Annotated in this window: 16 protein-coding genes; 13 read left to right on the top strand and 3 right to left on the bottom strand. The window is 74.2% G+C overall.

Going from position 1 to position 15266, the window contains the following annotated elements; translation table 11 throughout:
• Positions 1-30: 30 nt before the first annotated feature.
• The gene (locus tag AB0A94_RS16525; protein WP_361744827.1) at positions 31-1083 is read right to left on the bottom strand and encodes a DUF6745 domain-containing protein; all 1053 of its coding nucleotides are present in this window, start codon (positions 1081-1083) and stop codon (positions 31-33) included.
• 58 nt (positions 1084-1141) lie between these two features.
• Positions 1142-1468: a hypothetical protein gene (locus tag AB0A94_RS16520; protein ID WP_361744825.1), complete on the bottom strand. Its 327-nt coding sequence runs from the start codon at positions 1466-1468 to the stop codon at positions 1142-1144.
• A 220-nt stretch (positions 1469-1688) separates the two neighbouring features.
• On the opposite strand from AB0A94_RS16520, the gene AB0A94_RS16515 reads away from it, so the two are divergent.
• From AB0A94_RS16515 to pgm, 8 genes are all read left to right on the top strand, one after another.
• Positions 1689-2648, top strand: a complete 960-nt coding sequence (locus AB0A94_RS16515; protein WP_361744824.1) for an STM4015 family protein — start codon at positions 1689-1691, stop codon at positions 2646-2648.
• Positions 2649-2655: 7 nt separating this feature from the next.
• Positions 2656-3612: an STM4015 family protein gene (locus AB0A94_RS16510; RefSeq protein ID WP_361744822.1), complete on the top strand. Its 957-nt coding sequence runs from the start codon at positions 2656-2658 to the stop codon at positions 3610-3612.
• Positions 3593-4768, top strand: coding sequence for an STM4014 family protein (locus AB0A94_RS16505; RefSeq protein ID WP_361744820.1), 1176 nt, complete (start codon positions 3593-3595; stop codon positions 4766-4768). Before AB0A94_RS16510 ends, AB0A94_RS16505 begins: the two co-directional genes overlap by 20 nt.
• 55 nt (positions 4769-4823) lie before the next feature.
• Entirely contained in the window at positions 4824-5645 is an 822-nt protein-coding gene (locus tag AB0A94_RS16500; RefSeq protein WP_361744983.1) for an STM4013/SEN3800 family hydrolase, read from the top strand.
• Entirely contained in the window at positions 5642-7015 is a 1374-nt protein-coding gene (locus AB0A94_RS16495) for an STM4012 family radical SAM protein (protein ID WP_361744818.1), read from the top strand. Before AB0A94_RS16500 ends, AB0A94_RS16495 begins: the two co-directional genes overlap by 4 nt.
• An 11-nt stretch (positions 7016-7026) precedes the next feature.
• Entirely contained in the window at positions 7027-7875 is an 849-nt protein-coding gene (locus tag AB0A94_RS16490) for an STM4011 family radical SAM protein (RefSeq protein ID WP_361744816.1), read from the top strand.
• A gap of 54 nt (positions 7876-7929) precedes the next feature.
• Positions 7930-8358, top strand: a complete 429-nt coding sequence (locus AB0A94_RS16485; protein WP_361744814.1) for a hypothetical protein — start codon at positions 7930-7932, stop codon at positions 8356-8358.
• 102 nt (positions 8359-8460) lie between these two features.
• Positions 8461-10101: a phosphoglucomutase (alpha-D-glucose-1,6-bisphosphate-dependent) gene (gene pgm / locus AB0A94_RS16480; RefSeq protein WP_361744812.1), complete on the top strand. Its 1641-nt coding sequence runs from the start codon at positions 8461-8463 to the stop codon at positions 10099-10101.
• Positions 10102-10153: 52 nt separating this feature from the next.
• On the opposite strand, the gene AB0A94_RS16475 is transcribed toward pgm, so the two are convergent.
• Positions 10154-10648: a hypothetical protein gene (locus tag AB0A94_RS16475; RefSeq protein ID WP_361744810.1), complete on the bottom strand. Its 495-nt coding sequence runs from the start codon at positions 10646-10648 to the stop codon at positions 10154-10156.
• Between the two features lie 243 nt (positions 10649-10891).
• Between AB0A94_RS16475 and AB0A94_RS16470 the strand changes: the two genes are divergently transcribed.
• The 5 genes from AB0A94_RS16470 to AB0A94_RS16450 all read left to right on the top strand — a co-directional run bounded on the left by AB0A94_RS16470 (position 10892) and on the right by AB0A94_RS16450 (position 15164).
• On the top strand, positions 10892-12058 hold the full coding sequence (locus tag AB0A94_RS16470) for a PP2C family protein-serine/threonine phosphatase (protein ID WP_361744808.1): 1167 nt from the start codon (positions 10892-10894) through the stop codon (positions 12056-12058).
• Complete coding sequence (locus tag AB0A94_RS16465; protein WP_361744806.1) at positions 12024-12539, top strand: MarR family transcriptional regulator; 516 nt, start codon at positions 12024-12026, stop codon at positions 12537-12539. The genes AB0A94_RS16470 and AB0A94_RS16465 overlap by 35 nt, the downstream gene beginning before the upstream one ends.
• A gap of 90 nt (positions 12540-12629) precedes the next feature.
• Complete coding sequence (locus tag AB0A94_RS16460) at positions 12630-13040, top strand: hypothetical protein (RefSeq protein ID WP_361744804.1); 411 nt, start codon at positions 12630-12632, stop codon at positions 13038-13040.
• Positions 13041-13104: 64 nt separating this feature from the next.
• Complete coding sequence (locus AB0A94_RS16455) at positions 13105-14370, top strand: glycosyltransferase family 4 protein (protein WP_361744802.1); 1266 nt, start codon at positions 13105-13107, stop codon at positions 14368-14370.
• Positions 14367-15164: a transferase gene (locus tag AB0A94_RS16450; RefSeq protein ID WP_361744800.1), complete on the top strand. Its 798-nt coding sequence runs from the start codon at positions 14367-14369 to the stop codon at positions 15162-15164. The genes AB0A94_RS16455 and AB0A94_RS16450 overlap by 4 nt, the downstream gene beginning before the upstream one ends.
• The last annotated feature ends 102 nt before the right edge of the window (positions 15165-15266 follow it).

Genomic DNA, 15266 nt, shown 5'->3' with positions numbered 1-15266 from the left:
CGGGGTCAGCCCTCGGGCGGCCGGACGGGTTCACGTCTCCTCCAGCGGCTCGTACACCTCGGCTCCGAGGCCGAACGTCCACGCCACCCCCTCCCGGGCCGTCCGGGTCGTCGGCGGCACACGGAGCCAGTACGTGCGGTGGGTGCCGTCCGGTTCGGGCGTGGAGTTGAGGACCTCGACCATGACGACCGGCTCGTCGCCGTCCAGTTCGACGCGCCAGAGCGTGCCCGTGCCGTCCCGGTGCAGGGGCTGCGCCCCCGAGTCGGCGAGATAGCGGTCGTAGCCGTAGTACTCGAGCATCACCCGCCGCAGTTCGGCGTTGTCCTCCTGCCGGATCCGCTCCGGGGTGAGGGTGCGCAGCTCGTCCAGGAAGGCGCGCGTCACCGGCATGCCGCGCCAGGCGCACAGGGCGAACCCGTCGGGGAACTCCAGCGCCGGGCCGTCGCCGTGGTCGAGCCGGCCGGCCTCGTCCCGGTGCAGGGCGACGGGCCGCTCGCACACCACCGCCACCTTCTCGAACGGCCACCACCAGCCGGCACTGCGGCACACCCGGGCCGGCCCGGCGAGCGGGGACCCCTCGGTGTCCAGGGCGGCCAGCCACGGCGCGTCGTGCTGACCGAGCAGGGCGTCCAGCAGGACCAGACGTATCTCCGTGCGAGCGGCCGCGTCGTCGGGGGCGAGGTCGTCGAGCACGGCGGCGCGGATCCGGTCGACCAGCGCCTGGGTGGCGTCCCACAGGGCACCGCCGGTCCGGGACCAGTGCCGGGACCAGCCCGCGGCACCCAACTCCTCGTACAGCCGGTCGCGTTCGGCCGCCCACGGCGCGGTGCGCACCGCCTCGCGCACGCTCGCCCCGAAGTCCGTCCCCTCCCGGACCAGCGTCACGCCCTCGCGCGGCGACCCGGCCCAGATCACGCGCTCCGGCCCGGTCAGCCCGGCGCTGCGGTAGGCCAGCCGGACGCCCTCCTCCGCCGCCGCCCGGTCGGCGGGCCCGGTGGCCGCGGCCCAGGCACGCCAGCGCGCCGCCCCCTCCGTGAAGCCCTCCGTCACGGCTGTCGTCCCGCTCTCCTGCGCGATCGTCATCGTCAACGTCCCCTGTCCCCTGCTGCGGTGTGGTGTTCCGTACGGTTGCCGGCGTCCGTCAGTCCGCCACCAGCCGCACCGAGCCGGGTACGTACTCACGCTGCCGGATCACCCGGAACCACCCCTTCGGCAGCGCGATCGCCGCGTGCTCCTCGTGGACGACCCGGCCGCCCTCGGGCAGGTGCAGCAGGAACGGCCCGAACGGGCCCGGCTCACGGATGAGTTCGCCCTTCCCGAGCACCGCGTGCGCGTGTCCGGTGACCTCCCCCAGGGCCAGCACCAGCCGGCCCCTGGCGTCGCGCGGCTCCTTGGGCGCGTCCGGGACGTGGGACGGCACCGCCTCGTCCGCGACGGGCACGATCAGCACGTCTCCCTGCCGGTACATGGCTCTCCCCTCCGCTCCGGCGCACGGTGCCCCGGAGTCCATGTGCGGACAGTACGAGCCGGCACTGACAACGGACCGTCACCGGGCCCGCCGCCGGGCGTTGTCAGTCGCTGTTGGTAGAACTGCTGCACGCACCGCCGGACAGCCCGCGCCCCGGGACCGCGACGGCTTCGCCCACGTACCGCCTTCTTTCCCGTATCGCACGACAGGAGCAACCCGCGTGATCATCGGTAGCCACCTCGAGGAGCTGTACGGTCTCCCCGCGTTCGCCTTCCCCGGGCCCGGCGAGGCGACGGGCGATCTGCCCGAACCCGACGCCGTGGCCTGGCGGATCGCCGCCGACGCGTACGACGCCGAGGAGCAGTGGGAGGAGGCCTTCGCCCGCTTCTGCGCCGCGGTCGACACCTCGCGCGTCCGCGCCCTGATCGTCGGCGCCTGGGAGGAGGCGTACGACGACGCCCCCACGCCCGTGATCGAGGCGCTGGTGGCCGCGCGTGACCGGCTGCCCGGTCTGCGGTCGCTGTTCTTCGCGGACATCGTGTGCGAGGAGTGCGAGATCTCCTGGATCAACCAGACCGACGTCACCCCGCTGTTGACAGGCTTCCCCGCTCTGGAGGAGTTCGGCGTGCGCGGCGGCCAGGGCCTGGAGTTCCCCGCCCTGCGCCACGACAGCCTGCGCAAGCTGGTCGTGGAGACCGGCGGCCTCCCGGTGAGCGTGGTCCGCGGTGTCGCGGCCAGCGAACTGCCCGCGCTGGAACACCTCGACCTGTGGCTCGGCACCTCCTGGTACGGGGCCGACAGCGAGGCCGCCGACCTCGCGCCGATCCTCTCCGGCGCCCGGCTGCCCCGGCTGCGGCACCTGGCCCTGCGCAACAGCGAGATCCAGGACGAGGTCGCCGCCGCCGTGGCGTCCGCCCCCGTGGTCGCCCGGCTGGAGGTGCTCGACCTGTCCATGGGCACCCTCGGTGACGACGGCGCCACCGCCCTGCTCGGCGGTCAGCCCCTGACCCACCTCAAGAAGCTGGACCTGCACCACAACTACCTGAGCGAGCCGCTGAGGCAGCGCATACGCGAGACGCTCGAACCCGCCGGCGTGGAGCTGGACCTCGACAAGGACGACGCCGACTGGGACAAGGACGGCGACGGCACCGTCCACCGCTACGTCTCGGTGGGGGAGTGAGCACGCCATGGGCTACTACCCCTCGTACCTGACCCACTTCCACGGACTGCCCGTGCACCACTTCGACGGCGTCACCGACGAGGAGGGCTCCGGCCCGGACCTCCCGGCCCCCGCGTCCGTCGCCTGGCGGCTCACGGCCGACTGGGACGTGCCCTTCGAGGACCGGTGGAGCTCGTTCCTGCACCAGGTCCGCACCGACGAGGTCGTGGCCCTCGTCATCGGCGCCTGGTGGCAGGAGTGGGACGAGCACGGCATCGACCCCGTCCTCGACCTGATCACGGCCGGGGCACACCGGCTGCCGAGGCTGCGGGCGGTCTTCCTCGGCGACGTCGAGTCCGAGCAGTCGGAGATCTCCTGGATCAAACAGGGCGACGTCGGCCGGGTGCTGCGCGCCTGGCCCGGCCTGTACGAACTCGGTGTGCGCGGCGCCGAGAACCTGGTGATCGAGCCGCTGCGGCACGAGGAGCTGCGCAGGCTGCGCGTCGAGTCCGGCGGGCTGCCGCCCGAGCCGGTACGCGGCCTGGCGGCCTGCGACCTCCCCGCCCTGCACCACCTGGAGTTGTGGCTGGGCACCACCTGGTACGGCGGCGACTGCACCCCGGCCGACGTCCGGGCACTCCTCGCCATGCTGGACCGCAGCCCCCGGCTCGCCCACCTGGGCCTGCGCAACAGCGACATCCAGGACGAGATCGCCGCCGCCGTGGCCGCCGCGCCCGTCGTCGCGGGTCTGGACTCCCTCGACCTGAGCATGGGCACCCTCAGTGACGAAGGGGGAGCCGCGCTGCTCTCGGGGCAGCCGCTGACCCATCTGCGGGCGCTGGACCTCGGGCACCACTTCATGAGCGAGGGGATGACCCACCGCGTGCGCGAGACGCTGGGAGCGCACATCCAGGACCTCGGCCTCACCCCCGCCCACCGCAGCGCGCGCCGGCCGGAGGAGCGTTATGTCGCGGTCGGGGAATGAACCGGGACGGGCCGGCGCGCCCGTGCGCCTCGCCGTCGTGGGCAACCCGGAGAACCGCAGGACGGCCCTCTTCACCGACGCCGCCCGCGCAGCCGGACTGCCCGCACCGCGCGTCGTGCCCTGGGAGCGGGTCCTGCGCGAGGGCGGGGCCGACTTCGCCGCCGACGAGACCGTCCGGCTCGACTCGCCCGGCGAGAACCCCCACGTCGACCGGCTGCTGAGGGACGTCCAGGACCCCACCCGCGTGGAGGGCTCGGCACGCTGGTACGCGCGGTTCACCGAGGCCGTCCGCGGGCTGCGCGGCGGCATCCGGCTCGACGACGCCGGCGAACTGGCCGTCCTGTTCGACAAACGGCGCTGCCACGCCGTCCTCGACGCGGCGGGCGTCCCCGTGCCCGGGTCACCCACCTCCGGCCCGGACGCCGTACGGGTGACCGGCTGGGACGACGTACGCACCGTGATGCGCGAGCACCGCATGCCGAGACTCTTCGTCAAGCTCGCGCACGGCTCCTCGGCCTCCGGGGTGCTCGCCGTCGAGGCGTCGGGCAGCGGCCGCGTCAGAGCCACCACCTCCGTCGAACTCACCGGGGACGGCAGGCTGTTCAACTCCCTGGCGGTGCGCCGCTACGAGCGGGAGCAGGACATCGCCGCCGTCGTGGACGCCCTCGCCCCCGACGGCCTCCACCTGGAGCGCTGGCTGCCCAAGGCCTCCCAGCGGGGCCGCGCCGCCGATCTGCGGGTCGTGGTGGTGGCCGGCCGCGCCACCCACGCCGTCGTGCGCACCAGCGCCTCACCCCTGACCAACCTCCACCTCGGTGGCACCCGCGGCGACCTCGACGCGGTGCGCGACGCCGTCGGGGCGGCCGGCGGCCGGTGGGCGGACGCCCTCGCCGTGTGCGAGCGCGCGGCGGCCTGCTTCCCGCGCACCCTGTGCGTCGGCGTCGACCTGCTCCCGGCCGTCGGCTGGCGCCGGTTCGCCGTCGGCGAGGTCAACGCCTTCGGCGACCTGCTGCCCCGGCTCACCGGACTGCCGGGCAGCGGGGCGGAGGGCCTCGACACCTACGCGGCCCAGGTCGCGGCGGTCCTGCGCCGCGCCACCGGTCCGTCCCACCCGCACCACCAGTCCAGAACGGGAACCACCCATGTCAGCGCCTGAACCGACGCCCGCGCCCGGCCCGCACGGGACCGCCGCACCGGACCACGACCCGGACATGAACGAGATCGTCGGCAGCCACGACATCCTCCTCGTCACCCTCGACACCCTCCGCTTCGACGTCGCCGCCGAACTCGCCGCCCAGGGGCGCATCCCGAACCTGGCCCGCCGTCTGCCCGGCGGCCGCTGGGAGCGGCGGCACGCCCCCGGCAGCTTCACCTACGCCTCCCACCAGGCGATCTTCGCCGGCTTCCTGCCGACACCCGCCGCACCCGGCCCGCATCCGCGGCTGTTCGCGGCCCGGTTCGCCGGCAGCGAGACCACCGCCGGGCGCACCTTCGTGTACGACACCCCCGACCTGGTCTCCGGCCTCGCGGCGGAGGACTACCGCACGGTGTGCGTCGGCGGGACCGGCTTCTTCAACAAGCGGGGCCCGCTCGGCTCGGTGCTGCCCGGACTGTTCCAGGAGTCGCACTGGGAACCGGAGTTCGGCGTCGCCTCGCCCACGTCGTTCGAGGCCCAGGTGGCCCGCGCGGAACACGTCGTCCGCGAACTCCCCCACGAGAGGCGCCTGTTCCTCTTCGTCAACGTCGCCGCGCTGCACCAGCCCAACTGGTTCCACCGGCCCGGCGCGACCCGCGAGGACGGTGACACCCGTGCCACGCACGCCGCCGCCCTGGAGTACGTGGACCGGCACATCGGCCGGCTGTTCGCCGCCGCGAGCAGCAGACGCCGCTGCTTCGCCGTCGTCTGCTCCGACCACGGCACCGCCTACGGCGACGACGGCTACACCGGCCACCGCATCGGCCACCCGTCCGTGTGGACCGTGCCCTACGCCCACTTCTTCCTGGACCACACCCCCGCCGAGGCCGCCCGATGACCACCGCGACCCCCGCCCCCACCGACATCGACGTCCCGGCGAGCCCGTACCAGAGCTACGTCTACGCCTACCCGCACAAGACCGCCTACCGCCGGCTCGCCGACCGCCCCCGCCTCGACACCCTCTGGGCCGGCGAGCCCAAGGACGCCCTCTCCCTCTACCTGCACATCCCGTTCTGCGAGGTCCGCTGCGGCTTCTGCAACCTGTTCACCCGCATCGGCGCCCCCGACGGCCTGACCGGCGCCTACCTGGACGCCCTGGACCGGCAGGCGGCCGCCGTGCGGGAGGCGCTGGGGGAGCGGGCACCGGTGCGGTTCGCGACCGCGGCCTTCGGCGGCGGCACCCCCACCTTCCTCACCGCCACCGAACTGCAGCGGCTGTGCGACATCGCGGAACACCGCATGGGCGCCGACCTGCGCGTGGTCCCGCTGTCCGTGGAGGCCTCGCCCGCCACGGCCACCGCCGACCGGCTCGAGGTCCTGGCCGCGCGCGGCACCACCCGCCTCAGCCTGGGCGTGCAGAGCTTCGACGACGCCGAGGCCCGGGCCGCCGTACGCCCGCAGCGCCGCGCCGACGTCGAGGCGGCACTCGGCCGCGTCCGCGACGTCCGGATCCCCGTCCTCAACATCGACCTGATCTACGGCATCGACGGACAGACGGAGCACAGCTGGCTGCGCTCCCTGGACGCGGCCCTCGCCTGGCGCCCCGAGGAGCTCTACCTCTACCCCCTCTACATACGCCCCCTGACCGGCCTCGGCCGCCGCGTCGGCGAGACCGACCCGGCCTGGGACGAACAGCGGCTGCGCCTGTACCGGCTGGGCCGCGACCACCTCCTCGCCCACGGCTACGCCCAGCAGTCCATGCGCATGTTCCGCCGCGCGGACGCCCCGCCGCAGGGCGCGGACGACTACGCCTGCCAGACCGACGGCATGATCGGCCTCGGCTGCGGCGCCCGCTCCTACACCGCGGGACTGCACTACTCGTTCGACTACGCCGTCGGCATGCACGAGATCCGCGGCATCGTCGACGACTACGTCTCCCGGCCGGCCGCCGGCTTCGCCCACGCCGAGTACGGCCGCCGCATCGACACCGACGAGGCGCGCCGCCGGCACCTGCTGCAGTCCCTGCTCCAGGCGGAAGGCCTCGACCTCGCCGACTACCGCGCCCGGTTCGACGGCCGCACCCCGGCGGACGACTTCCCGGCCGAGCTGTCCCGCTTCGCCGGCCGCGGCTGGCTGGAGGAGGACACCGGTCCCGGCGCCACGCGCCTGCGCCTGACCCCCGAGGGCCTGGCCCACTCCGACGCCATCGGCCCGCAGCTGTTCTCCCCGGCCGTGCGGGCCGCCATGGCCGCCTACGAGCGGAAGTGAGTCCGCAGCCGATGGACCTGACCCTCCTCTACCGGGGCCCGCTGGCCTCCTGCGACTACGACTGCCCGTACTGCCCCTTCGCCAAGCGCCGCGACAGCCGCGAGCAGCTCCGCGCGGACCGCGCCTGCCTGGAGAGGTTCGCCGACTGGGCCGAGACGCAGACCACCGACCGGCTCTCCCTGCTCTTCACCCCCTGGGGCGAGGGCCTGGTCCGCTCCTGGTACCGCAGCACCCTGACCCGGCTGTCCCACCGGCCGCACATCCGCCGCGTCGCGATCCAGACCAACCTCAGCTGCCGCACCGACTGGCTCGCCGACGCCGACCTGGACACCCTTGCCCTGTGGTGCACGTACCACCCGGGCCAGACCCCCTACGACCGCTTCCTGGCCAAGTGCCGCGAACTGGACCGCCTCGGCGTCCGGTTCAGCGTCGGCGTCGTCGGGCTGCCCGAGCACCTCGACGCGGCCCGGCGGCTGCGCGCCGACCTGCCCGAGAGGGTGTACCTGTGGGTCAACGCCGCCGAGGGACACACCTACGACGACACCGAGGCCGGCGTGTGGACCGCGCTGGACCCCCTCTTCCCCTACAGCCGCCGCCCCCACGCCAGCGCGGGCCTGCCCTGCCGCACGGGGGAGTCGGTGATCTCGGTCGACGGCGAGGGCACGGTCCGCCGCTGCCACTTCGTCCGCGCCGAACTCGGCAACCTCTACGACGGCAGCTACCGGCAGGCGCTGCGACCCCGTCCCTGCCCCCTCGCCACCTGCGACTGCCACATCGGCTACGTCCACCTCGAAACGCTGCCGCTGTACGACGTGTTCGCGGGCGGTGTGCTGGAACGGATACCGGCCCGGGCCGGGTAGCGGCCCGCGCGCGGGAACGTGTTTGCCGCGGGATCCAGCGGCAAGGCGGTGTCCATGAGCGAACAGAACAAGAACGCGCAGCAGAAGACCACGTCCCCCCGGTCCGCCGCGACCAAGGCACGGGAGACCGCGGACAAGGCGACCGCCCCCGCCGGGCGGGCGGCAGGAAACGCCGCCAGCAAGGCGGGTGACGCCGCCTCAGGGGCCGCGGCGGGCGCCGAGCGGGCGGCCAGGGCGGCGAGCGGCGCCGCGCAGACCGCGGCCAAGGGCGTCGAGGCGGGCCGCCGCGCGGTCGTCGCCACCTCGGGCCAGGTCGCCGCCGGGGCCAAGACCGCCTGGACGGTCATCGCCAACCGCAGGCTCGTCGCCGCCGGCGCCGCGGCCGGCCTGACCGCCCTGACCGCCGCCTCCTACGCGGTGGGCCGGCGCGCCGAACGCCACACCCACGGCCCCCTCACCCGGATGACCGGCGGCCGGATCTGACACCGGGGCGGCGCGGAGCCGGGTCCCACTCGCGCGGTGCGGCCCCGAAGAGGAAAGATGTCTCCGCAAGCGAAGAATCAACCCATGCGGAGGAGTGGGTACATGCAGCACGAGCGAGCGGGCGGCCCGGCCGGCCCGGAGGATCTCGTCGACGTCGCTCGGCTGGTCACGGCGTACTACGCACTGCACCCCGACCCCGACGACCCGGGGCAGCGCGTCGCCTTCGGGACGTCGGGGCACCGCGGCTCGTCCCTGGCGGCCGCGTTCAACGAGGACCACATCGCCGCGACCAGCCAGGCCATCTGCGAGTACCGCGCCGGCCAGGGCACCGACGGGCCCCTCTTCCTCGGCGCCGACACCCACGCGCTGTCCGAACCCGCGCGGGTCACCGCCCTGGAGGTGTTCGCGGCCAACGGGGTCACGGTGCTCATCGACAGCGCCGACGGCTACACCCCGACCCCGGCGGTCTCGCACGCGATCCTCACCCACAACCGGGGCCGCACCACGGGCCTCGCGGACGGCGTCGTCGTCACCCCGTCCCACAACCCGCCCGCCGACGGCGGGTTCAAGTACAACCCGCCCAGCGGCGGCCCCGCGGGCTCGGACGCCACCGGCTGGATCCAGGACCGGGCCAACGACATCATCCGGGGCGGTCTCAAGGACGTCCGCCGCATCCCGTACGCCCGCGCCCTGACCGCCCCCGGCACCGGCCGTCACGACTTCCTCGGCACCTATGTCGCGGACCTGCCCAGCGTGCTGGACCTGGACGCGATCCGCGCGGCCGGCGTACGGATCGGCGCCGACCCGCTGGGCGGGGCGTCCGTCGCGTACTGGGGCCGGATCGCCGAACAGCACCGCCTCGACCTCACCGTGGTCAACCCGCTGACCGACCCCACCTGGCGGTTCATGACGCTGGACTGGGACGGGAAGATCCGGATGGACTGCTCGTCGCCGCACGCCATGGCGTCCCTCATCGGGCAGCGGGACCGCTTCGACATCGCCACCGGCAACGACGCGGACGCCGACCGGCACGGGATCGTCACCCCGGACGCCGGGCTGATGAACCCCAACCACTACCTCGCCACGGCGATCGGCTACCTGTACGCGCACCGCGAGCAGTGGCCGTCCGCCGCCGGTGTCGGCAAGACCCTGGTCTCCTCCGCGATGATCGACCGGGTCGCCGCCGACCTGAAGCGCGAACTCGTCGAGGTGCCCGTCGGTTTCAAGTGGTTCGTGGACGGACTGGCCGGCGGCACCCTCGGCTTCGGCGGTGAGGAGTCGGCCGGCGCCTCCTTCCTGCGCCGGGACGGCTCGGTGTGGACCACCGACAAGGACGGCATCATCCTGGCGCTGCTCGCCTCCGAGATCACGGCCGTCACCGGGAAGACGCCCTCCGCGCACTACGCCGCGCTCACCTCCCGCTTCGGCGAGCCCGCCTACGAGCGGATCGACGCCCCGGCGACCCGTGAGGAGAAGGCCCGTCTCGCGAAGCTGTCTCCCGCCCAGGTCACCGCGGACACCCTGGCCGGGGAGGCGGTCACCGCGGTGCTCACCGAGGCACCGGGCAACGGCGCGTCCATCGGGGGCATCAAGGTGACCACGGACAGCGCCTGGTTCGCCGCCCGTCCCTCCGGCACCGAGGACGTGTACAAGATCTACGCCGAGTCCTTCCAGGGGCCCGACCACCTCCGCCGGGTGCAGGAGGAGGCCAAGGCCGTGGTCCTCGCGGCACTGGGCGACTGAGCCGCACCCCGTCGGGCACGCCCCGGTCACCCGTCACGGGGGCCGGGGCGCGTCAGCCGGCCCGCAGGCCGGGGGCGGACGGGGGCGGGGAGGCGAGTTCCGGCGACAGGGACGTCGCCGTGGGCAGCTCCGCCGGCGCCTCCTCCGACTGCTGCAGAACGGTGTCGCCGGGCTTCCCGTCCGGTGTGCCCGCACCGGTGGACAGCTGCGACCAGGCGCCCAGCGCCAGGGCGATCGCGGCGGCCGTGCCCACCACGCGGCCGACGCGGCGCAGCCGGGCGCGCCGGTCCATCTCCCGCCAGGACGGGCCGTCCCACGGATCGTCCGGATGCCACAGCTCACCGACCGCCTCGACGCCGGCGTCCTCCCGCGGCACACCACCGCCGGCGCGCGTCCGCTGCAGCGCGGAGGGCTCCCTGGGGGCGGTGGCCCGGATGGCGCGCTCGTTGTCGGTGAGGAACCGCTGCCAGACGTCCTCGGGCAGCGACGGCGTACCGTCGTCCCGCTCCTTGGGCGTTCCGCCGTCGTCCGGCCTCTGCGCGGTCACGTCCGTTCATTCCTCCCGAGGATCCCACCAGGATGATTGCACAGCGCAAAATCGGGTGAACAGCGGCCCGCGGGACCGAACATACGGCTGAGACGGTGCGGCCCGGGTGCGGACTCGATCGGATAAAGGCCCGCCCGGGGGAGCGGGGAGCGGCCGACCTTTGCATAGTCTAAAGGTGGGGGAGGGGCGCCCGCGGAGGAACCGGGCGGCTCCCGACTGCCCTCGACACCGCTGGAGCAGGACATGACCGACGAGAGACCGCCACCGAACCCATCGGCCCAGTGGGTGCTGTCCTGGATGCCGATCGTGGTGATGGCGGTGATCGCGGTCGTCGACGTCGTGGCCGGTCCGGGGGTCGGACTGCTCCCGCTGGTGTCGCTGGGACCCGCCTTCGCCGGCCTGGTCGGCGGCTGGCGCCGCACGGCGGTGATCGGCGTCCTGGCGCTGCTGCTCTGCGCCGGGCTGGGCCTGTACAACGAGCTGTTCCCGGCGCGCCGCGGTTACACCGCCATGGCGTCGGTCGCCGGGGTCACCGGTGTCGGCGTCGCCGCCGCGGTGATGCGCTCGCGCCGGGAGGCGGAACTGGCCGGGGTGCGGTCGATCGCCGAGGTCGCCCAGCGGGTGCTGCTGCGGCCGGTGCCGCTGACCGTCGGCCCCGTACAGGCGGCCGTGTCCTACACGTCCGCCGTCGCCGAGGCGCGGATCGGCGGTGACCTCTACGAGGTGGTGGCCTCGCCGCACGGCGTCCGGGTCATCCTCGGCGACGTGCAGGGCAAGGGCCTGGCCGCCGTGGAGACGGCCGCCGTGGTCCTCGGCGCCTTCCGGGAGGCCGCCTACGACGAGCCGGACCTCGTCAGGCTGGGCGAGCGGGTGGAGCGCAGCGTGGCCCGGGAGCTGGAGGACGAGCGGTTCGTCACCGCGATCCTCGCGGAGATCGGCGCCGACCAGGAGGTCGTCCTCCTCAACTACGGCCATCCGGCCCCGATGCTGCTGCGCCGCGACGGCGGCACCGACTTCCCGGAGCCGCCGTCGTTCGCGCTGCCGCTGGGCCTGTCCGCGCACGGCTCCGGGGGACCGGAGCCCTACCGGGTGGCGTTCGCCCCGGGCGAACAACTGCTGCTCTACACCGACGGCGTCACCGAGGCCCGCGACCGGGACGGACGCTTCTACCCGCTGGGTGAGCGCACGCACCTGCTGAAGGAACCCGACGCGCACCGCGCCCTGGAGGCCCTGCACGAGGACCTGGTCCAGCACACGGGAGGACCGCCCGGCGACGACGCCGCGATGCTCCTCCTGCGTTACCACCGCCACCAGGACGCGGAGTCCGCGCCCACCGGGTGGGCGGGCGGCGATCACCGCGAGGTACAAAGGACACATGCATCCGGACGAGCCCCCCGGCGGGGCCAGTGACGACGTCGAGGCGGTCACCCGTGCGGTGCTGACCGCCTCGCGGCTGCTGGTGGCGGTGTCCGCGCGCTCCCTCGCCGCGGTCGAGGACCGGGTGACGCTGCCGCAGTTCCGGATGCTGATGGTGCTCTCCACCCGCGGCGCCACCAAGCTGGTCACGCTCGCCGACCTGCTCCACGTCGCCCCGTCCACCGCGATGCGCATGGTCGACCGGCTGATCGCGGCCGGCCTCGCCGACCGGCAGACCAACCCCGCCAACCGCCGGGAGACCCTGCTGCGGCTCACCGGTGAGGGCCGGCGCACGGTCGAGGACGTCACCGCACGGCGCCGCGCCGAGATCGCCGCGATCGTCGAGCGGCTGGCCCCACCGCAGCGGGCGGCGCTGGTCGGCGCCCTCACCGCGTTCAACGAGGCCGGCGGCGAGCCCCCCGCCGCCGAGCCGCAGCCGTACCCGCTCGGGTGGGCGGTGGACGGCGGACCGTGACCGGCACCACCCAAATCTGCATGTTAGTTTCGCATTTGAAAGGCGACCGGGACGGCCGGCGCGTCCACGCACCCGGGACGGTGACCTCTCATGACGTCGGAAAGCAGTGACACCCCCGGCGAGGACCTCCCGCTCCCGCGGGTCCTGTGCGACACGGCCGCCCTGGCCGCCCTCGACGACGCGTCCGCCGGTGCCCTGTGGCGGCTCGCCGAGCCGGGCCGCCAACTCGACGCCAACGTCGTACGCATCCCGCCCGGACGCGGGGTCGACACCCACCGCGAGCCCGACCTCGACGTCCTCCTGCTGGTCCTCGCCGGCCACGGCACCCTCACCGCCCCCGACGGCCCTCACGCCCTTTCCGCCGGCGCGCTGACCTGGCTTCCGCACGGGTCCGCCCGAAGCCTCACCGCCGGCCCCGAGGGCCTGACCTACCTCACCGTCCACCGCCGCCGGCCCGGCATGCGTATCCAGCGCGGGAATACGGCAGTTCAACAACAATGATCATCGCGGCCACAAACTGATAACAGCAGACAACTCCTGAACGTCGTATGCGGTCTGGACCGCTATGAAGATCTCTTTTCTGATCCACAACGCCTACGGGATCGGAGGCACGATCACCACCACGTTCAACCTGGCGGCAGCCCTGGCCGAACGGCACGACGTGGAGATCGTCTCGGTACTGAGGCACCGGGAGCACCCCAACCTCACACCGCACCCCGGAGTGCGCCTGCGGGCGCTGGTGGATCTGCGGCGGGAGAAGGACCACCCGCTGCACGGCAGACCCGCCAAGGTGTTCCCCGCCGCCGAGTACCGCCACCACCAGTACAGCGAACTGACGGACGAGCGGATCGCCGAGTGCCTGGCGGACATCGACGCCGACGTCGTCATCGGCACCCGGCCGGGACTCAACGTGCACCTCGCCCTCCAGGCCCCGGAGCACGTCGTACGCGTCGGCCAGGAGCACCTCACCCTGGACAACCATCCGCCCGCGCTGCGCACCGCGCTGCGCCGCGCCTACCGCCGGCTCGACGTGCTCACCACCGTCACGGAGGCCGACGCCGACTCCTACCGGCGCAAGATGCGGCTGCCCGGCGTGCGGGTGGAGGCCCTCCCGAACAGCGTCCCCGACCCCGTGCTGCCCGCCGCCGACGGCACCGCCAAGGTCGTGGTCGCGGCGGGCCGGCTGGTCCCGGTGAAACGGTTCGACCTGATCATCGAGGCGTTCGCCCGGGTGGTCGCCGAACACCCCGACTGGCAGCTGCGCATCTACGGCAAGGGCGAGGAACAGGACCGGCTGCGCGCCCTGATCGAGACGCTCGGCCTGTGGAACAACGTCTTCCTCATGGGTGCGGCGATCCCCATGGAGGCCGAGTGGGTCAAGGGCTCGATCGGCGCGGCCGCCTCGAACTTCGAGCCGTTCGGCATGACCCTCGTCGAGGCGATGCGCTGCGGACTGCCCTTCGTCAGCACCGACTGCCCCTACGGACCCGGCGAGATCATCAAGGACGGCGAGGACGGCCGGCTGGTGCCGGTCGGGGACGGCGCGGCCTTCGCCGCGGCCCTCCTCGACCTGATACGCGACGACGAGCGCCGCCGCCGCATGGGCGAGGCGGCCGTGGCCAACGCGCACCGGTTCGCCCCCGGCCCGGTCGTGGCCCAGGCCGAGCGTCTCTTCCAGGACGCGATCGAGGCCCGCGGCGGCGGACGGCACGGCACCCCGGAGCACGGCGGAATACAGCACACCCTCGTCAGCCGGGGCCACGCCGCCCGCGACCTCGCCCGCGCCGCCGCGTCGAACGCGCTGCGCACCGTACGGAAGGGACGCCGATGAACACGGCCCCGCGCACCCACTGTTCCCTCGACGCCGACGGCCGGATCACCTTCCGCCTGCGGCCGCCGACCGCCACGCACCCCCGGCTGCTGCTGGTGCTGCGCCCCAAGAAGGGCCGGCCCGAGGAGACCACCCACACCCTCGACCTCGAACCCCACGGCGACGACGGTGAGTTCCGCGCCGTGCTCGAGCCGCTGCCCCGGCTCGCGGAGGGCCGCTGGGACACGTATCTGCTGCCCGGTCCGGACGCCGCACGGGAGCGGCTGCGCCCCGGCCTGCGGGACCTGCGGGTGCTCGTCGACGGCGGCCCGCCCGACCGGCCGTCACCGGTGGCCGTCCGGGTGCCGTACGCCACCAAGGACGGCTTCCTCGCGATACGGACCTGGCTGCGCACCGCCCACGCGGAGGCGGGCCCCGTGGAGATCGCCGACGGGACGATGACGGTCCGCGCCCGGCTGCACGGAGCCGGACTCTCCGAAGGGGCGGAGGCCGTGCTGCGGTTGCGGGGCACCAAGGACACCCTGCACGGCGTCCCGGTACGGCGGGCGGAGGGCGGCGGCTTCGCCTTCACCGTCGCCTGCGCGGACCTCGTGGCCTCCGGCAGCCGGATCTGGGACGTGTTCCTCCGCCCCGCCCCCGACGCGCCGCTCACCCGGGTCGGCCGCCTCCTCGACGACGTGGCGGACCGCAAGGGAGTGTTCGTGTATCCGCAGGTCACCGCGGGCGGGGCCGCGGTGCGCCCCTACTACACGGTCGACAACGACCTCGCCGTCGAGGTGACCGCCCTCGGCTGAACGGCCACGCCCCCTCGCCGCGGCGCGCGGCTGACCGCCGGCGTCCGGCCCGCACCGGTCCGCGCGACCGGCCGCACAGGTCCGGGCGCCCCGCGCGTGTCA

It is taken from the genome of Streptomyces sp. NPDC044984 (assembly GCF_040646935.1).
Taxonomy (GTDB): Bacteria; Actinomycetota; Actinomycetes; order Streptomycetales; family Streptomycetaceae; genus Streptomyces.
This window is presented reverse-complemented; position numbering and strand designations above follow the sequence as displayed.